The sequence below is a fragment of the Aliiroseovarius marinus genome (assembly GCF_050881025.1).
Lineage (GTDB): Bacteria > Pseudomonadota > Alphaproteobacteria > Rhodobacterales > Rhodobacteraceae > Aliiroseovarius > Aliiroseovarius marinus_A.
The window spans coordinates 84181-102570 of record NZ_JBNNXQ010000001.1; the positions used below are offsets into that span (position 1 = coordinate 84181).

Sequence of the window (18390 nt, forward strand, 5' to 3'; positions counted from 1 at the left end):
CGCACAGTTCGGCGTAAGGGCAGAAACAAGAAAAGCCCGTGCATTACTGCACGGGCCTTTCTTTATCTGTAGGCGTTACCTGTGGATCGATCAGGCTTGCTCTAGCAACCCCTTGTCAGCGGCCAGTTCCTGCATGCGTTTTTGCAGCTTTTCAAACGCGCGCACTTCGATCTGGCGGATGCGTTCGCGGCTGACGTCATAGACGCCAGACAGCTCTTCCAACGTGATCGGCTTGTCCTGCAGGCGGCGCTGGGTCAGGATATCTTTCTCGCGGTCGTTCAGAACCTCCATGGCCTGCGCAAGCAGCTCGCGGCGCACGTTCAGCTCGTCGCTTTCGGCATAATCACCGGCCTGATCCGCATCTTCATCTTCCAGCCAATCCTGCCACTGCATGGCCCCTTCACCATCGGCCGAGATCGTGGCGTTCAGCGATGCATCCCCACCCGACAGGCGGCGGTTCATCGAGATCACCTCGTCCTCGGTCACGTTCAGGTCATTGGCAATACGCGCCACGTTCTCGGGCCGCAGATCACCATCTTCCAGCGCGCCGATACGGGCTTTCGCCTTGCGCAGATTGAAGAAAAGCTTCTTCTGGGCCGAGGTCGTGCCAAGTTTCACCAAGGACCACGAGCGCAGGATATATTCCTGGATCGAGGCGCGAATCCACCACATGGCATAGGTCGCCAGACGGAAGCCCTTTTCAGGGTCAAACCGCTTCACAGCCTGCATCAAACCCACATTGGCCTCAGAGATCACCTCGGCCTGCGGCAATCCATAGCCGCGATAGCCCATGGCAATCTTGGCGGCCAGACGCAGATGCGAATTGACCATCTGGTGGGCGGCGTCACGGTCTTCGTGATCGGCCCAGCGTTTGGCCAGCATATATTCCTCTTCCGGCTCCAGCATCGGGAACTTCCGGATCTCTTGAAGATAGCGGTTCAGACCACCTTCAGGCGTCGGGGCCGGTAAATTCTTGTAGTTGCTCATTGTGGCAAACGTCTCCTGTCGTTACCCCTCATGTTTAGAGGCTTAACATTCCAGATAAGCGCTAACATGGCGAAATCAAGAGGGGTGTCGCCGAAATTTGTGAACAAGATATGAACCCCTGCCCCGGTGATGTGAAGCCCATGTCATGAAATCTCACGCGCTCGTGCATAAAGTTGCAAATTACAACAAGGGCGCCATCATCCCGATCGAGTTGATCAGGAGCCTGCGCAGCACCGACCAGCTTTCCACCGCCGCGCGCGATACCGGCAAAGAGGCGTTCAGAAACATGGTTTGCTTGGCTCTGATCTCGGCGACGGTGGGCACATCCGCCAGCATCATGCTGTTTTCATAGTTCAGATCAAAACTGCGCCGATCCAGATTGGCAGAGCCGATCAACGCCGCCTGCCCGTCCACGGTCAGAATCTTGGCGTGCAAAAGACCCGGCTGGAACTCGTGGATTTCGACCCCGGCCTTCAAAAGCGCGCGGTAAAAACTGCGCGACGCAAAGCCGACGATATGGCTGTCATTATTGGCGGGCACATTCAGTTGCACCCGCACCCCACGCACGGCGGTGGCGCAAATCTGCTGTTGCAGCGCCTCGGACGGCACGTAATAGGGCGTGGTGATCACCACCTCTTCCTGCGCCGAGGCCAAAAGCATCTGCGCCATATCCGGCACGCCCTGCACGCTGATATTTGGCCCGGTGCCGGCAACAATGGCCGGGAACCCGGCCGCGGGCTGGGTGGTTTCTCGGTTCAGGATGTCCGAGATATCCGGCCCGCCATTCACCATCCAATCCGACACGAAAAGCCGCTGCGACTGCCAGGCCACGGGGCCGCAAACACGCAGCATGATATCCACCCATGGGGCAAATTTTCGCTTCACCAGAAAGGCGGCATCGGCGCAGTTCTGGCTGCCCACATAGGTCGTATCGTGATCAATCACGACGATTTTTCGGTGGTTGCGGATATCCAGACGACGGAAAATGGCGGCCACAGGGGCGAAACGAAACGGGAAAGCGACCACGGTTTCCACTCCGGCCGCGCGCATATCCTTCCACAGCGTATGGGTCAGCAGTTTGCGCGATCCAAGCCCATCGACGATGACCCGACAGCTGACCCCGCGACGGGCAGCCCGCATCATGGCCTCGGCCACGCGCGTGCCATTGCCATCCGTGAGCCAGATATAAAACAGCAAATGCACATGATCTGTGGCAGCGTCGATATCGCTGATCAGCCAGTCAACCGCTTCGCGGCTGTCCGTGGTCACCTTGGCCTGATTGCCGCCAACCGGTTGAAATCCATTCACAGACCCCGCACGCGCAAAGGCCTGTCGGTACAGCAAAGGCAGATCCGGCGGGTTTGGATCACCTTTGGGAACCTTGGGAAGTTCACGCCGTAAGTCTTTGAGTTTCTTGTCAGACCGTCGATCCGCGCTGGTATCCCCAAGAAAGAAATAGGCGATCACCCCCACCAGGGGCAATGACAGGATCACCACCACCCAAGCCAGACGTGACGCGGCTGAACGCTGCTCTCGGGTGACCGCGCGCGCGACCGTGGCGATGTCCACCACCACCAGCAGCAAGGCCCAAATACCGCCCCAAGAGGCCCAGGAAAGATCGGTCATGCGCGCCTCACGCCAATAACGCGCGGGCGGTCAGCCCGCGCGCAGGGTTTCAATCAGGGCAAGCATATCCGCAGGGATCGGCGCTTCAAAGCTGAGTTTTTCGCCCGAGACCGGGTGTACAAAGCCCAGCGTTGCCGCATGCAGCGCCTGACGCGGGAAGCTGCGCGCGGCCTCAGTCGCGGCCTCACCCACCAGCTTTGCGTTCAGCTTGCGCCGCCCGCCATAGGTGGGATCACCGATCAGCCCATGGCCCACATGCGCCATGTGGACGCGAATCTGGTGGGTGCGCCCAGTTTCAAGCCAGCATTCGATCAGCGCGGCCTGTGCCGGGTCACCAAAGCTGTCCAGAATGCGCGCGCGCGTCACCGCGTGACGCCCGCCAGAAAACAAAACCGCCTGTTTTTGCCGGTCCGTTTTGTGGCGTGCCAATTGCGTCGTCACTTTCAGGATATTGCCCCGTTCGAAATTGGCGCCCTTGATCCCGCCCAGCCGCGGGTCCGCCTGACTGGGGGCGCCGTAGGTCACCGCCAGATAGTGGCGCTCGGCGCTGTGCGCTTCAAACTGTTTGGCCAGCCCGTGATGGGCGGCGTCCGATTTTGCGACCACCAGCAGGCCCGACGTGTCCTTGTCGATGCGATGCACGATGCCGGGGCGCTTTTCGCCGCCCACGCCGGACAGCGCGCCGCCGAAATGATGCAAAAGCGCATTGACCAGCGTGCCCGTGGGCGTGCCGGGCGCCGGATGCACCACCATGCCGGCGGGCTTGTTCACCACAATGAGATCGTCATCTTCGTAAACAATGTCCAGCGGGATATCTTCGGGCCCGATATGGCTTTCCGCCGCCTCGGGCACGCGAACCTCAAGCACGTCGCCTTCGGCCAGTTTTGCGCGCGGATCATCCATCACCTGACCGCCCATGGTCACCGCCCCGTCAGCAATCAAACGCGCCAGACGCGAGCGCGACAGGTTCGCTTCCTCTGGCACATCGCGCGCAATCGCCTTATCAAGGCGCTTGGGCGGGTTCTCGGCAATGACAACCCGGACAATCCGGTGCGAGGTCGACATGGATAAAACTCCTGAACAGGAACTGGACGCAGCCTTGGAAGACAGCGCGGGCCTTGGCACCGTGCGCTACCTGAAAACGCTTGTCACGGCAATGACCGTGACGACGATCCTTGGGCTGATTGTGTTGATCACGGTGGTCGTCATGAAGTTTTCACAAGCCACGCCCCCCCCAAGCGCCCTACCCCTGTCCCTGCCCGAACAAATCACCCTGCCCGAAGGCGTGTCGGCCGAGGCAGTGACCATGGGCCAGGGCTGGATCGCGGTGGTGTCAGGCGATGAAATCCTGATCTACAACAGCGCGGACGGCGCCTTGCAGAAACGGATATCGATCCGCTGAAATCTTTGTCATTTCAAGGAGGGGGATGGTACCGACACCCCGGCTCGAACGGGGGACCTCTTGATCCACAATCAAGCGCTCTAACCTACTGAGCTATGTCGGCACGCCGGATGCATTTACCCCCCCACGCTGGGCTTTGCAAGAGGTCGCGGGTTGAAAAATGCAGGAAAGATCAATAACCCGGACAGGTGAAATTCAGGAGGCCAAAATGGGCATCAACGACGAAAGTGACATCGACGCAAACTTGCAGATCGGCCCGACCTCGATCGGTATGGTGCGCCTTTACGTGGAAGGCGGCGGGGTGGAACTGCCGATGGATTTCGAACCGGAAGAAGCCGAGGAAATCGCCGAAGAGCTGATGGTCGCCGCCAAACAGGCCCGCGCCCTGGCCGACAGCGCCAAGTCGAAGAAAAAGTAATCTTTTCTAGACGTTGACCAAAGCCGCCACGCCGGGATCGCGAAAGCCCTGCAACCGGCGTGCGGCATGGGTCGCAAATTTCTGCACCATCACTTTGCGGCGCGCGGGCGCCAGCTTGTCCTCTGGCCCCATGCGGATGATCTCGGCGTCATAGCTGTCTGCGATGATCAGCCCTGTGCCATCTGGTAAAAGCTCGGTCGGGAAATCGCCGTCCACCGCCCAGAAATAACGATCACACCACTCCAAATAGCCCTGCCATTTGTTGTCAGAGGTGAAATCCGCGCGGGAGGATTTGCACTCGACCACCCAGATCTCGCCCTTGGGGCCAAGCGCCATCACGTCGACCCGTAACCCACGTGTGGGCACCAGCTCTTCGACCGTGACGAAGCCATGCGCCAACATGTGACGGCACACGCCGCGCGCCAGAAGCTGGCCGGGCATCAGAGAGGGGGCGGTGGTTTCCATGAGTGCAGCATGAACAATTCATGAACAAATTGTCAATGGGGCGCGCGCCCGATGCAATGTCTTGTCTTGCAACCGCACGCCGCGCCGCCTATCTAAGCCAAGGCGGCTTCTGCCCTTCGCGTCACATGCGGGTAAAATTCCGGTGGCCTTAAGCAAATCCGAGGGAGCTGGCTCTGTTTGGACCGTGGTCCACTTACCTGGCGCCCACCTGTATATACAGGTCCTCGGGAATTCAGACCCCGACGGTTGCGGTGGGGCCGCCACTTTCCCCACATTGAACTCCTTCACCCGCGCGCTTAGATCGTTAACATGACTTACGCGATCGCCGCCCTTCTTTTGGCCGTCACTGCGCTGGTGGCCCGCCAGATTTCGCGCCACCGCAGGCGGTCTGCCCTTCTGGCAGCGCCGCTCAGCGCCCATCAGCGCGGCCTTCTCGCCCAGCAAGTGCCCCTGATTTCAAGCCTGCCCGCCGATCTGCGCGAGAAGCTTGAGGGCAAAGTACAGCTATTCCTGCACCAGATCAGCTTTCTGGGTTGTGACGGGCTGGAGGTCACGGAGGAAATGGAGCTGTCCATCGCCGGACAGGCCTGCCTTTTGGTGGTGAACACCGATGACTGGTATCACAACTTGCGCACCATCCTGATCTATCCGGGTGCGTTTAAATCCCGTCAGGCAGTGCAGCATGGGTTTGTCGTGACCGAAGAAGAAAGCGTGCGCATCGGCGAAAGCTGGGCACGCGGGCCAGTGGTGCTGTCATGGCAGGCCACCGCGCATGGCGCGCGCGACAGCAGGGACGGTCACAACGTTGTTTTCCACGAATTTGCCCATCAGCTGGATGATCTGAACGGCGAGACCGACGGCTTGCCTCGCCTGCGCACAGGGCAGGATTTCGCAGACTGGAAACGCGATATTCTGGACGCCTATGACCGGCTGGTCAGACAGACCGATAAGGGTCTGCGCGGCACGCTTGATCCTTACGGTGCGCAGTCACATGAGGAGTTTTTTGCCGTCGCGGTCGAGGCGTTTTTTGAGCGCCCGCATGACCTAAAAGCCGAAGAGCCCGCGCTTTATGGTCAGTTGTCACGTTTCTTTCGGTTAGATCCTGAAAGCTGGACCCGGGCTTAGCGCCCGGCGTCAACCCTCACCCGGGCCGGTTCGCCGGTCACGATGGGCTGACGTTTGCCGCCTTTGGGCGTGTCATCTTTTTTGCCCATGCGCATGACAACCAATGAAAACTGCACGCCTGCAAAGACGATCCCGTTGAACATGAACAGCATCAGAACCGCGATCCAGCCCATGTCCGAGGTCGACACAAGATGCCACAGATTGCCAACATTGGTGTAAAGCAACGCGGCAACGAAAACGGCCGACAAGGCAAATCCAATCAGGACGTTCTGGATATAAAGGCGGACAAGTTTGGGCATGGTTGGCTCCTGCTGGGCGGACATTGTCACCTTAGCGCAGCAAGCCCGCGACATGTAAGGGGCCAGAGGGTCGCAGGGCGATGGGCGCAAAGCTTTGCCGATGAGAGGTGCCAACGGAAGCGCGCAGGCAGCCTTAAAAGGCTTCGGGCTTCGCCTCTCTCGATCAGTTTGCTCGGACTTCGCCCTCGGCCTTAAAAGGCCTCAGGCTTCGCCTCTCACGTTCAAATTGCTCGGACTTCGCCCTCGGCCTTAAAAGGCCTCGGGCTTCGCCTCGCGGGCCATATGATCCAGAACTGCGTTCGAAAACTTCGCCTCGTCCCCTTCGGGGAAGAAAGCGCGCGCCACATCGACGAACTCGGTGATCACCACTTTGGGCGGCGTGTCGCCCTCGACCAGCTCGGCACCCGCCGCCCGGAAAAGCGCGCGCAGGGTCGGATCGATGCGCGCAATCGGCCATTTGGCCACCAGCGCCCGGTCCGTCATCTGGTCGATCTTGGCCTGATGGTTCACCGCGTCGCCCACCAGCTTGCGGAATAGCTTGCTGTCACCTTCCGCCATCGTGTGGTCGTCGAACTCTTCGCCAAAGCGGACATCCTCGAACTCGACCATCACGCGGTCGGCAGTCATCTCAGCGGCCTCCATCTGAAACAGCGCCTGCACCGCGAAGAAGCGGGCGGCGGATTTCATCTGGCGTTTTTGGTTGCCTGAAAGCGTCATGCGGTTGGGGTATCCTTCGTGTCACCGGCAAGCTTGATCGAATCCGTCAGCGTTTTGAAGCCAACACCTTTGCTTGCGGTGGCCCATTTGCGCGAAAGCGCGACCAGATGCAAGGCCGCAGCCGCAGCCCCCCCGCCTTTATTCTGATCCGCCACATCTGCGCGCACTTCGGCCTGCGCACGGTTTTCCACCGTCAGGATACCGTTGCCAATGCAAAGCCCCGACAGACCCATCATCTGAATGGCCCGGCTGGAATCGTTGCAGACCGTTTCGTAATGGGTGGTTTCGCCCCGGATCACGCAGCCCAGCGCCACATAGCCGTCGAAGTTTGACAGTCGGTCCGCCATGGCAATCGCAGTGGGCACCTCAAGCGCGCCGGGCACTTCAACGATGTCCCATGTGCCGCCCACGGCCTCGATCTCGGCCTTGGCACCTGCCACCAGATTGTCGGCGATATCCTTATAGTAAGGCGCGACGACAATCAGAAGCTTCACCGGCTTGTCAAAGCTGGGGCGGTCCAGAATGTAATGCTGTTCTGCGGTGGCCATGGTTCAGTCCTTTTGAATGGGGCGCGTGCCGGTGATGGTCAGCCCATAGGCGTCCAGACCGACATAGCGCGTCTGGGGGCTGTCGGTCAAAAGCACCATCTCGTTCAGACCCAGCGTGGACAGGATTTGCGAGCCAAGGCCGATCTGGCGCACGGTGCGCGGGCCTTCCTCTTCATCCGCATGCAAGGTCTTGCGCGGCTCACGGAACAGGCAGACAACGCCCCGCCCCTCATCCGCAATGATCTGCATGGCGCGCGGCAGCTCATCTGCAGGTTTCGGGCCAAGACCCAACACGTCCTGTGCTTCCTGCAGCGCGTGGGTACGCACCAGCACAGGCTCATCGGTCGAGATGTCGCCCTTGATCAGCACCACATGCTCGATCTCATGCGTCATATCGGTGAAAATCCGCATCTCCCATTCACCGCCAAATTCCGAGGTGATGGTCTCGCGACCGGTTTCACGCACAAGATTGTCGTGGCGGCGGCGATAGGCGATCAGGTCCGAGATGGTGCCGATCTTGATCGCATGTTTCTGTGCAATTTCAACCAGTTCCGGCAGACGTGCCATGGTGCCATCTTCGTTCATGATCTCGCAGATCACGCCCGAGGGATTGCGGCCCGCCAGGCGCGAGATATCCACGGCAGCTTCCGTGTGCCCAGCCCGCACCAAGACACCCCCATTGCGTGCCCGCAGCGGGAAGACATGGCCCGGGGTGGCAATTTCAGCAGGACCATTGTCGGGGTTGATGGCGGTGGCCACGGTCAGCGCACGGTCGGCGGCGGAAATGCCGGTCGACACGCCCTCGCGCGCTTCGATGGAGACGGTGAAGGCCGTTTCATGACGCGAGGAATTGTGCATCGCCATCATCGGCAGGCCCAGTTCGTCCACCCGCGCGGCTTCCATCGGCAGGCAGATCAGCCCGCGCCCATGGGTCGCCATGAAATTCACCGCCACCGCATCACAGGCATCGGCGGGAATGACGAAATCGCCTTCGTTTTCGCGGTCTTCGTGATCCACCAGAATATAGATCCGGCCCGCACGGGCCTCGGCGATGATCTCCTCGGTCGAGGCGATGGCATCCGACAATCCGGCTTCGACCGGACCGGGTTTCTCATATGTGGTGCTTTCAGACATGGCGCGTTCCCCTTCAGGCTCGGGGCTGAGTAGCGCAGGCGCGCGATCAATGCCAGTCCAAACCCGGCAAAATCCCCAACGTCAGCGCCATGCGCCCGCGGCTGACCGGCCCATGGCCGGGCAGCTCATCATGGGTGGCGCAGCCACGCCATTGGGCAACCGTTCAGAACTGCCAGAGCGCCGGAACGAATTGATAGGCATCGCCATCACGGCGCACATGACCCACGCCGGGGAACGGGAAGTGATAGCCAAGCACGGCAATCCGGTCTGTTGCGGCCATATCCAACAGGCGGTTGCGTGTGGCACCGACCTGCGCGCCATCACTGTCACGACCCGAATACCAACCCGGACGTGCGAAGTTCAAAATCGCGTGCGTCATGCAATCGCCCAGCGCAATGAGCTGCTGCCCATCGCTTTCCACCGCCACGGACATATGACCCGGCGTGTGGCCCGGCGTGTCGATCAGCCGGATGCCCGGCGCGATCTCGTGATCATTGCCCGCGAGTGTCCACTCCAAACCTTCTGTGTTGATCGAGTTCACCGCCCCCAGCACAAATTGCTGATCCTCAGGCGCCACACGGTCCACCAGACCGTCCTGCAGCCAATGAGCGTGTTCGCCCTCGCCCATCACATATTCAGCATCAGGGATAATGGGTTCGTCGAAATCATCGCGCACGCCCCAGATATGATCCGGGTGCGCGTGGGTGATGGCCACATGGGTGATGCCCATCGGGTCGATCCCGGCGGCCTCAAGGTTCTCCATCAGGCGCCCCGTCGTGTCAAACCAGCGCGTGCCCGATCCCACATCGACCAGCACGCGCGCCTCGCCCAGCTCGATATACATGTGGTTGGTGTGGGAATAGCCAACTTCGGGGTCGATATAGTGCTCGGCCATGAAGGCCAGCTTCTCGTCCTCGGGCGCGTTGATCGCCTGCCCGCCAAAGGGCAGCGTGAAATAGCCGTCCGACACGATGGTGACCCGCGCCTGCCCCAGCGTGAAGGAAAAATGCGCCGGATTACCTGCAGAGGGCGCGCCCAGCATGGCGCGGGCCGCAGCGGGCATGGCAAATGCCGGCGCGACAGCGGCCATGCGCAAAAGGTCACGGCGGGTCGGGCGAATGAGGGACATGGGCGAGCTCCGTCAAATTGGTGTTTCCCGGATCATATGCCCATATCGGAATATTTCAAACAGAGATCACGCCAAACAGCGATCAAGACTGTCCATAATCCGCCAACCGCGCCACGTAGCGCGCCAGCGTGTCGATCTCGAGGTTCACCCGGTCGCCCACCTTGGCCTGCCCCCAGCCGGTGACCTCTTTCGTGTGCGAGATCAGGTTCACGCCAAATTCGTCACCCTCAACCTCGTTCACCGTCAAAGAGGTGCCGTTCAGCGCGACCGACCCTTTGGGGGCAATAAAACGTGCAAGCTCGGACGGGGCGCGGAACCGCACGCGGGTGCTGTCGCCCTCGACCTCCATCGCGGTGATCTCGGCCACGCCATCCACATGGCCCGACACGATATGCCCGCCCAGCTCGTCACCCACTTTCAATGCGCGTTCAAGGTTCACCCGGCGCCCCACCACCCAGTCGCCCAGATTGGTTTTTGAAACGGTTTCGGCAGAGATATCAACGTCATACCAGTCATCGCCCAAGGCCACGACCGTCAGACAAACCCCATCAGAAGCGATGGACGCCCCGATATCAATGCCCGCCGTGTCATATCCCGTCGTGATGCGCGCGCGCATGTCACCCGCTTGCTCCAGCGCTTTGATGCGCCCTACATCTGTGATGATCCCGGTAAACATGGCTTCTCTCCTGCGTCTTATTCCCAAGACCTAGCCCCAAGCCCGGCCAATGCCAAGCCCGCAGAATGCACATGCTCTTGGCCCCAAATTGCCTTAATTCTGCCGTTACGGGGGAATATTCCCGGTATCGAACCCGTTTTGTTTCGGAAACTTAAACGCTATGAAGGGATAATGCCCCAGATCACGGGGCCATAAAGCAGACCAGTATGAGCAGTATTTCAGGACAAATCACAGGACAGAACCGCCGGTTCCTCTTCCTGCAAGGCCCACATGGGCCCTTCTTTTCCCGTCTTGGAAAAATGCTGACCCGTGCCGGGGCAGAGGTCTGGCGCGTGGGATTCAATGCCGGCGACCAAGTCTTCTGGCGTGACCGCGACCGCTTTATCCCCTTCACCGAACCCCAAGAAGTCTGGCCAGATCGCTTTGCCGAGTTGATCGACACCTATGACATCACCGACATCGTGCTTTATGGGGACACGCGCCCGATCCATGCCCAGGCGGTGAAAATCGCGCAGGCGCAGGGGCTTGGCGTGCATGTCTTCGAAGAGGGCTATCTGCGCCCTTATTGGGTCACCTATGAACGCGAAGGCTCAAACGGCCATTCACGCCTGATGCAGATGAGCGTGCCCGACATGCAGGACACGCTGGCCAATGCCGAACTTGATATCCCCGAGGCCCCGGCCCATTGGGGCGACATGCGTCACCATGTCTTCTACGGCGCGCTGTATCATTGGTTTGTGATGTTTCGAAACGGGCGCTATGCCAATTTCAAACCTCACCGTGCTCTGTCGGTCAGAAAAGAGTTTCAGCTTTATATTCAACGGCTTGTCCTGATGCCAATGCTGGCACTGGACCGGATCATCGCCACGTTGCGCATCAAATATGGCGGCTTTCCTTACCATCTGGCGCTTTTGCAGCTGGAACATGATTCAAGTTTCCAAAAGCACAGCCCCTTTGACAGCATGACCGACTTTCTGGCCCTTGCCATCGAAGGGTTCAAACAGGGCGCCGCCCCCCACCATCACCTTGTGTTCAAGGCCCATCCGCTGGAAGACGGTCGCGTGCCCCTGCGCCGCGAAATCCGGCGTCTGGCGCGCGAACATGGCGTCGAAGGCCGCGTGCATTATGTGCGCGGCGGCAAGTTGGCAAAGCTTCTGGACCATGCCCGCTCTGCCATCACGGTAAACTCCACGGCCGCCCAACAAGTGCTGTGGCGTGGCCTGCCCCTGAAGGTTTTCGGCGATGCGGTGTTCGCCAAACCTGAATTCGTGTCGACCCAGCCTTTGGCTGACTTCTTTGCTCTGCCAACCCGCCCGGACAATCGCGCCTATCGCGACTATCGTCACTTTCTTCTGGAAACCAGCCAGGTTGTGGGCGGGTTTTATTCGTCCCGCGGACGGCGTCAGTTGCTCAGGCAGGTGGTTGACATGATGCTGACCCATGATGACCCCTATGAGGCGCTCAAGCAGGGCACAGCGGCACCACGGCAACAGTTGCGCGTCGTGAAATAGCTCACCCCATAGGAAATGCTGGATTTTTTCCACCTTCCCGCGTAGATTCATAAAAAAATAAATCGAGGCAGCACTCCAAAAAGGAGCCCGAGCAGTGAAAATCATGGGTAAAAGCTGGGTCCGCAAGGCGGCCCTGTTTGCGCTTGTTGCAAGCGTAAGCGCATGTGGTTTGCCGCGTGTCGGACCAAATAAAAGCGAAATTTATGCAGGCTCGGTGCAGCAAAAAGGCGATGCTTTCGTCATTGCGGTGAATGACCGCGTGACCCGCGCCACCGCTGTCGTGCCTGCGCTTGGCTTCAGCCAGGAATTCCAGAACGCCGCCGTGATCGGGTCGGACACGATCCGCCCGGGTGACGTGCTTGGCATCTCGATCTGGGAAAACGTCGAAGACGGCATCCTGACCACAGCAGGCGCGCCTGCCGGTTTGGAAGAGGTGCAGGTTGACGGCGCGGGCTACATTTTCATCCCCTACGCTGGCCGGGTGAAAGCCTCGGGCAACTCGCCCGAAGCCATCCGCCGCGTGATCACCAAGAAACTGGCCGAACAGACCCCCGACCCGCAGGTCATGGTGCGTCGTCTGGCAGGCGACGGGTCGACCGTGACCATCACCGGATCAGTAGGTGGTCAGGGCGTCTATCCCATCGAACGCCCCACCCGCACGCTGAACGCAATGCTGGCCAAGGCCGGCGGCGTGTCCATCGCGCCTGAGATCGCCAAAATCCGCGTGATCCGTGGCACCAAAACCGGCGAGATCTGGTTCCAGGACCTGTTCAAACACCCCGAAACCGATATCGCACTGCGTGGCGGCGACCGCATTCTGGTCGAAGAAGACACCCGCGCCTTCACAGCCCTTGGCGCAACGGGTGCACAAAACCGCGTGCGGTTTGACACGCAAACCCTGTCCGCGCTGGAGGCGATTGCACAAGTGGGCGGGCTCAGCTCGGCCGTGGCTGACCCGACCGGCGTCTTTGTCTTCCGCAACGAAACGGCTGAAATTGCCAACAGCGTGATGGGTCGCAACGATCTTCAGGGCGCACAGCGGATGGTTTACGTGCTGAACCTGACCGAGCCCAACGGCATGTTCATGGCGCGCGATTTCGTGATCCGCGACGGCGACACCGTCTATGTGACCGAAGCGCCTTATGTCCAGTGGACCAAGGTTCTGTCCGCAGTGACCGGCTCGCTGTCGACCGCCGGGTCGATCTCGGCGCTGAACCAGTCGCTCAGCGGAACATCGACCAACTAAGGCCCGCCCAATGGCGCATGGCCCAGACATGACAGACCCCGCCGGAGCGCCCACCGCGCCCCGGCGGGTTTTCGTTTACAATGGCGGCTTTCTGACCCAGACGCGCGTGAAGCGCATCCTGCAGCTTGCGGGCTGGGACATTCGCGTGGGCCTGCCCGGCGACGGGGACTGGGTTGGCACATGGGGCAAAAGCCCCACATCGGGGCGCGGTGAAACCGTGGCCGACCGGCGTGATGCCCCGGTTCTGCGGGTCGAAGACGCCTTTCTGCGCTCGGTCCTGCCGGGACGATCAGGCGAGCCGCCGCTGGGGCTTTTGCTGGATGATATGGGCGTGCATTTTGACGCCGCGACGCCGTCTCGGCTGGAACAGATCCTGTCTGAAACACCCTTGGATGACAGTTACTTGCTGACCCGCGCGCGCGATGCCATGGCGCGCATGCAGAGTGCTCACCTGTCAAAATACAACGCCTTTGACCCCACCCTGCCCGTGCCTGACCCGGGCTATGTTCTGGTGATAGACCAGACCGTGGGCGATGCGTCCATCGTGCATGCTGGTGCCAATGAAGGCACGTTCCGCGACATGCTGGTGGAGGCCCGTCTGGCCCACCCGCACGCGCGTATCGTGATCAAGTCCCACCCTGAAAGCCAGGCCGGGCACCGCATGGGTCATTTCGGCCCCGAAGATGAAAACGATCAGGTCAGCCTGATCACCGATCCTGTCAGCCCATGGGCGCTGCTTGAGGGCGCGCAGGCCGTCTACACCGTGTCCTCGGGCATGGGGTTCGAGGCCATTCTGGCAGGCCATAAACCCCATGTGTTCGGCACGCCTTTCTATGCGGGCTGGGGGCTGACGCAAGACGCGCGCCCGGTCAATCGCCGGGGCCGCGCCCTGACCCGCGCACAGCTCTTTGCCGGCGCGATGATCCTCTATCCGACCTGGTACGACCCCTATCGCGATCAGCTGTGCCAGATCGAGACCGTGCTGGACACGCTGGAGGCGCGCGCGCGCGCCTGGCGCGAAGATCACCAAGGCTATGTGGCCTCGGGCATGCGCCTGTGGAAACGTCGCCCGCTGGCAGATTTCTTCCGCGCAGACACGGCCATGGTCTTTGACGATCACGCCACGCGGGCCGCCGACGGGGCCAACACGCTTGACCGCCCGCTGATGGTCTGGGCGGGAAAAGAGACCGAAGATCACAGCCTGCACCGCGCGCCTTTGCGCATCGAAGACGGGTTTTTGCGCTCGCGCGGGCTAGGGGCCGAACTGGTCGCGCCCCTGTCGCTGGTGCGCGATGATCTGGGCATCTATTACGACCCGACCCGCGAAAGCCGGTTGGAGAGATTGATTGCTGACGCCACCACCCTGCCCCCCTCTGCCCGCCTGCGCGCTGAGCGGCTGATTGCGGCGATCACCGGGGCGGGCTTGGGCAAATACAATCTGGACCGCGCCTTGCCTGAGGGGCTGGACACTCTGCCGGCGGGCAACCGCATTCTGGTGCCGGGTCAGGTGGAAGATGACGCCTCAATCCGGCTGGGCACGCAGGCTATCTGCACCAATCTGGGGCTGCTCAAAGCGGTGCGGGAGGCCAACCCGGAGGCGGTGATCCTCTACAAACCGCACCCGGATGTGGAAGCCGGGCTGAGGGACGGAAAGATCGACCGTGTTGATGCGTTGCGCCACGCCGATCTTGTGGCCGACAGCACCGACCCAATCGCGCTTTTGGCCCATGTAGATGCGGTCTGGACGATGACCTCGACCCTTGGCTTCGAGGCGCTGTTGCGCGGCCTGCCGGTGACCTGTCTGGGCACGCCCTTCTATGCCGGTTGGGGGCTGACGCAGGATCTGGGCAGCGTGCCCGCGCGCCGCACGGCCCGGCCCGATCTGGTCGCGCTGACCCATGCAACCCTGATTGATTACCCGCGCTATTATGACCCGGTTACAGGCACCGCTTGCACGGTCGAGGTCACCGTGACACGGCTGGCAGATGGCGAACTGCCCAAGGCACGCAGGTCCACGCGGCTGTTGGCAAAATTACAAGGTATTTTCGCAAGTTACGCCTATTTGTGGCGCTAGGTGGCGGTCAGTTTCGCGCTCGCCAGTGATGCAGGATATCAGCGCCAATGGCGCGGCACTCCACCAGATCGAACCGAGGTGCCTCGGCCAGACGCCCCAGCCCCATCGCCGCCAGCGACGGGCGCCCTTCGGCCCCGATGGCCAGACCTGCGGTATAGCCCACAAGCTCATCCACCATGCGCGCCGTCAGGAACGACGCAGCCACCGCACCGCCGCCTTCGCAATAGACCCGCGTCAAACCGCGCGCCCCCAAGGCCTGCAGCACCGATACCGGGTCCAGCGCGCCGCCAGCCTCCTCCACCTCGATCATCTCAGCGCCGAGCCCTGCCCAAGCCGAGACAAGCTCTGGCGCAGCCCGGCGACCATGGCAAATCCAGACCGGCACCTCGCGCGCCGTGCGCGCCAGCCCAGAGTCCAGTGGCAGGTCCAGATGACGTGACAAGATCACACGTACGGGCTGATGGGACATGCCCAATCCTCGCACCGTCAGGGACGGATCATCCGCACGCACCGTGCCCGCGCCCACCATCACCGCATCATGACGCGCGCGCATGGCGTGCACGTGACGACGAGCCTCGGGCCCGGTGATCCACTGGCTTTCGCCACTGGCGGTCGCAATGCGCCCATCAAACGACCCGGCGAGCTTCAGGGTCACCATCGGGCGTCCCTTGGTCACGCGGGTCAGGAAGCCTGACTGATCGGCGCGGGCTTCATCCTCGCACAGACCAGTGTCGACCTTGATCCCGGCCGCGCGCAGCATCTGAAACCCACCCCCATCCACGCGCGGGTCGGGGTCGCCCAAAGCACAGACCACGCGGGCCACACCCGCATCGATCAGCGCCAGCGCACAGGGCGGTGTTTTTCCGATATGGGCACAGGGCTCCAGCGTGACATAGACATCCGCCCCTTGCGCCAAAGCACCCGCCTGCGCCAGCGCCATGGGTTCCGCATGGGGCCGCCCGCCCGGCTGGGTCCAGCCACGCCCGACGATACGCCCCTCTTTCACGATAACGCAGCCCACGGCCGGGTTGGGCCAGACACGGCCAAAACCCCGCCGCGCAAGCGAAAGGGCCAGTTTCATGTAGCGCAGATCTGGGCCTGACACAGGCATGCCCAAACCCGCTTAGTCTTCTTCAGGAGCGATATCCGGGCGCAACTCGCTGACAAATTTGTCAAAGTCGTCCGCTGCCTGGAAGTTCTTGTAAACGCTGGCAAATCGCACGTAAGCCACGGTGTCGATCCGGGCCAGACTTTCCATCACGATCTCACCGATGGTCTTGGACTGTATGTCCGTCTCGCCCATGCTTTCCAAGCGCCGCACGATGCCCGAGATCATCTGGTCGATGCGATCCGGTTCGACCGGGCGTTTCTGCATCGAAATACGGATCGAGCGTTCCAGTTTTTCGCGGTCAAAATCCTCGCGGCGGCCATTGGATTTGATCACCACAAGATCGCGCAATTGCACGCGCTCATAGGTGGTAAACCGCCCCCCGCAAGCCGGGCAGAACCGCCGGCGGCGAATGGCCACATGGTCCTCGGCCGGACGACTGTCTTTCACCTGAGTGTCAATATTACCGCAAAACGGACAGCGCATGGGCGATCCCTTTCATTCTTTGTGCCTCATCCCGTGGGTCTTTGCCCACTTATCCACAGGCACTATAGGCGAGCCGCTAGGTCTTGTGTAGTGGAAAAAGCGCGCCGCTAGATACGGAAACGGACAAGTCTAGGGGGAATGTTGCGCATTTACTCCCCCTAAAGCTTTGCGGCCCGAACCTGAGACGGGGAAAGCCGAAACGCGGCAAGACACGTCAAGGGCGCAAGTGATACACGGCAGACTGCGTCAGGCCCAGCTCGAAACGCCTTAACGGGCGGGCAGCAGCGTCGCGACCACGTTTCTACGATGTGGCGCATCGCGATGTTCGAAAAGGTAAATTCCTTGCCATGTCCCCAGCGCCAAACGTCCGTTTTGGATCGGAATTGTGAGGCTCACCGGCATCATCGCCGATTTGATATGGGCAGGCATATCATCCGGCCCCTCATAGGTATGGGTCAAATAGGACATGCTGGGGTCGGTGGTGGGCGGCACCAGACGGTGAAAGAAGTTACGCAGGTCCACCTGCACCTCGGGATCAGCGTTTTCCTGAATGAGCAGCGAACAGGAGGTGTGCTGCACGAAAAGGTTCAAGAGCCCCATTTGGATGCCCTGCCCTTCGACAAAGCGGGTCACGTCACGGGTGAATTCGTAAAAACCCTGGCCGGTGGTGGAGATGGTGAAGGTGGTCATGGGTGGTGAAGCTCATATTTCGGGCCAAATCTCTTACACCAAACCTCCGCTCTTCTACGCATACCCTCATCAGCATTCACCACAAAGAAAGTACGGCTGGAAAATGCACGGGCCCTCACAGCAAAGGATGCAACAAGCTGTTGCATCCAATGGCGAATTTCAGCCTCATGCCCTCCAACGAACCTCGTGTTGTGGTGATAGAAAACGGCTGGGCGGCCTGCCGAAAGGAACACGGCTTCTTCAAGAGGTTGCCGTTTCCACATCTGCTTGTTGCAGTGTTTGTAGCGGCGATCGGGATAAAGGCCGTTGTCAGGATCACAGAAAACGAGATCACAGTGTTTTAACCTGTCAGCGGTTCGGGCAAACCACTCCCTACGCCACTGCTCCCGCCTAGTGTGGCTGGCGCTCGTAAAATCCAAAACTTCATCCGCATACACCGCAGCCTGTAGGGCACCGCTGTTTTGCAACCCAGACACAGACCTTTCGCCAGAGTTTACAATTGCGCGCAAGGCATCAAAAACCTGCGGATCTTTGGAACGCCACTCATCGGCGCGTTCAAGATAAGAGATGTGGCTCCCATCACCATTGTGGGCCTCGTCTGGGAACAGATACCAAGCCACACCCAACTGACGACCTTCTGACATGGCGTTCAGAAAGGAATACTTGGCGAAATCCCCCACATCTCCGACATATCTATTTTGCATAAATCACTCCAAAACAAAAAACGCCCCCTTGCGGGGGCGCTCTAA

The 18390-nt window shown here is 60.6% G+C and carries 20 protein-coding genes and 1 tRNA gene; 6 read left to right on the top strand and 15 right to left on the bottom strand.

Annotated features, from left to right (window positions below; all coding sequences use genetic code 11):
* Positions 1-90 precede the first annotated feature (90 nt).
* The 3 genes from rpoH to ACRY08_RS00335 all read right to left on the bottom strand — a co-directional run bounded on the left by rpoH (position 91) and on the right by ACRY08_RS00335 (position 3678).
* Positions 91-987, bottom strand: a complete 897-nt coding sequence (gene rpoH / locus ACRY08_RS00325) for an RNA polymerase sigma factor RpoH (RefSeq protein ID WP_432447819.1) — start codon at positions 985-987, stop codon at positions 91-93.
* Between the two features lie 180 nt (positions 988-1167).
* On the bottom strand, positions 1168-2613 hold the full coding sequence (gene cls / locus ACRY08_RS00330; RefSeq protein WP_432447820.1) for a cardiolipin synthase: 1446 nt from the start codon (positions 2611-2613) through the stop codon (positions 1168-1170).
* A 30-nt stretch (positions 2614-2643) separates the two neighbouring features.
* Positions 2644-3678, bottom strand: coding sequence for an RluA family pseudouridine synthase (locus ACRY08_RS00335; protein ID WP_432447821.1), 1035 nt, complete (start codon positions 3676-3678; stop codon positions 2644-2646).
* Here ACRY08_RS00335 and ACRY08_RS00340 point away from each other — a divergent pair.
* A complete protein-coding gene (locus tag ACRY08_RS00340) occupies positions 3677-4015 on the top strand; it encodes a DUF6476 family protein (RefSeq protein WP_432447822.1) in 339 nt (112 codons plus the stop codon). The genes ACRY08_RS00335 and ACRY08_RS00340 overlap by 2 nt on opposite strands.
* 26 nt (positions 4016-4041) lie before the next feature.
* Here the strand turns inward: ACRY08_RS00340 and ACRY08_RS00345 are convergent.
* A tRNA-His gene (locus ACRY08_RS00345) sits at positions 4042-4118 on the bottom strand.
* A 105-nt stretch (positions 4119-4223) separates the two neighbouring features.
* Between ACRY08_RS00345 and ACRY08_RS00350 the strand changes: the two genes are divergently transcribed.
* Complete coding sequence (locus tag ACRY08_RS00350; RefSeq protein WP_432447823.1) at positions 4224-4433, top strand: DUF6324 family protein; 210 nt, start codon at positions 4224-4226, stop codon at positions 4431-4433.
* Between the two features lie 6 nt (positions 4434-4439).
* Here the strand turns inward: ACRY08_RS00350 and ACRY08_RS00355 are convergent, their stop codons facing one another.
* A complete protein-coding gene (locus tag ACRY08_RS00355; protein ID WP_432447824.1) occupies positions 4440-4898 on the bottom strand; it encodes an MmcB family DNA repair protein in 459 nt (152 codons plus the stop codon).
* Positions 4899-5207: 309 nt separating this feature from the next.
* Between ACRY08_RS00355 and ACRY08_RS00360 the strand changes: the two genes are divergently transcribed.
* Complete coding sequence (locus ACRY08_RS00360) at positions 5208-6023, top strand: zinc-dependent peptidase (RefSeq protein ID WP_432447825.1); 816 nt, start codon at positions 5208-5210, stop codon at positions 6021-6023.
* Here the strand turns inward: ACRY08_RS00360 and ACRY08_RS00365 are convergent.
* The 6 genes from ACRY08_RS00365 to ACRY08_RS00390 form a co-directional block, all read right to left on the bottom strand.
* Positions 6020-6322: a hypothetical protein gene (locus ACRY08_RS00365; RefSeq protein ID WP_432447826.1), complete on the bottom strand. Its 303-nt coding sequence runs from the start codon at positions 6320-6322 to the stop codon at positions 6020-6022. The two genes, ACRY08_RS00360 and ACRY08_RS00365, sit on opposite strands and share 4 nt — an antisense overlap.
* Positions 6323-6571: 249 nt before the next feature.
* Positions 6572-7039 carry a transcription antitermination factor NusB gene (gene nusB, locus ACRY08_RS00370; protein ID WP_432447827.1) on the bottom strand — a complete coding sequence of 156 codons (468 nt, stop codon included), beginning with the start codon at positions 7037-7039 and terminating at the stop codon, positions 6572-6574.
* Entirely contained in the window at positions 7036-7587 is a 552-nt protein-coding gene (locus tag ACRY08_RS00375) for a 6,7-dimethyl-8-ribityllumazine synthase (protein WP_432447828.1), read from the bottom strand. The genes nusB and ACRY08_RS00375 overlap by 4 nt, the downstream gene beginning before the upstream one ends.
* A 3-nt stretch (positions 7588-7590) precedes the next feature.
* Positions 7591-8721: a 3,4-dihydroxy-2-butanone-4-phosphate synthase gene (ribB, locus tag ACRY08_RS00380; protein ID WP_432447829.1), complete on the bottom strand. Its 1131-nt coding sequence runs from the start codon at positions 8719-8721 to the stop codon at positions 7591-7593.
* Positions 8722-8884: 163 nt separating this feature from the next.
* Positions 8885-9850: an MBL fold metallo-hydrolase gene (locus ACRY08_RS00385; protein ID WP_432447830.1), complete on the bottom strand. Its 966-nt coding sequence runs from the start codon at positions 9848-9850 to the stop codon at positions 8885-8887.
* Between the two features lie 82 nt (positions 9851-9932).
* Positions 9933-10526: a riboflavin synthase gene (locus ACRY08_RS00390; protein WP_432447831.1), complete on the bottom strand. Its 594-nt coding sequence runs from the start codon at positions 10524-10526 to the stop codon at positions 9933-9935.
* A 206-nt stretch (positions 10527-10732) separates the two neighbouring features.
* On the opposite strand from ACRY08_RS00390, the gene ACRY08_RS00395 reads away from it, so the two are divergent.
* The 3 genes from ACRY08_RS00395 to ACRY08_RS00405 all read left to right on the top strand — a co-directional run bounded on the left by ACRY08_RS00395 (position 10733) and on the right by ACRY08_RS00405 (position 15357).
* Positions 10733-12037, top strand: coding sequence for a capsule biosynthesis protein (locus tag ACRY08_RS00395; protein ID WP_432447832.1), 1305 nt, complete (start codon positions 10733-10735; stop codon positions 12035-12037).
* Positions 12038-12140: 103 nt separating this feature from the next.
* Positions 12141-13283 (top strand): polysaccharide biosynthesis/export family protein, encoded by a 1143-nt coding sequence (locus ACRY08_RS00400; RefSeq protein WP_432447833.1) that lies wholly within the window; start codon positions 12141-12143, stop codon positions 13281-13283.
* Positions 13284-13311: 28 nt separating this feature from the next.
* Positions 13312-15357: a capsular polysaccharide biosynthesis protein gene (locus ACRY08_RS00405; RefSeq protein WP_432447834.1), complete on the top strand. Its 2046-nt coding sequence runs from the start codon at positions 13312-13314 to the stop codon at positions 15355-15357.
* Positions 15358-15364: 7 nt separating this feature from the next.
* Here the strand turns inward: ACRY08_RS00405 and ribD are convergent, their stop codons facing one another.
* The 4 genes from ribD to ACRY08_RS00425 all read right to left on the bottom strand — a co-directional run bounded on the left by ribD (position 15365) and on the right by ACRY08_RS00425 (position 18345).
* Positions 15365-16438 carry a bifunctional diaminohydroxyphosphoribosylaminopyrimidine deaminase/5-amino-6-(5-phosphoribosylamino)uracil reductase RibD gene (gene ribD, locus ACRY08_RS00410; protein WP_432447835.1) on the bottom strand — a complete coding sequence of 358 codons (1074 nt, stop codon included), beginning with the start codon at positions 16436-16438 and terminating at the stop codon, positions 15365-15367.
* 42 nt (positions 16439-16480) lie between these two features.
* Positions 16481-16951 carry a transcriptional regulator NrdR gene (gene nrdR, locus ACRY08_RS00415; protein ID WP_432447836.1) on the bottom strand — a complete coding sequence of 157 codons (471 nt, stop codon included), beginning with the start codon at positions 16949-16951 and terminating at the stop codon, positions 16481-16483.
* Between the two features lie 267 nt (positions 16952-17218).
* Entirely contained in the window at positions 17219-17641 is a 423-nt protein-coding gene (locus tag ACRY08_RS00420) for a secondary thiamine-phosphate synthase enzyme YjbQ (protein WP_432447837.1), read from the bottom strand.
* Positions 17638-18345 (bottom strand): hypothetical protein, encoded by a 708-nt coding sequence (locus tag ACRY08_RS00425; protein ID WP_432447838.1) that lies wholly within the window; start codon positions 18343-18345, stop codon positions 17638-17640. The genes ACRY08_RS00420 and ACRY08_RS00425 overlap by 4 nt, the downstream gene beginning before the upstream one ends.
* Between the last annotated feature and the right edge of the window lie 45 nt (positions 18346-18390).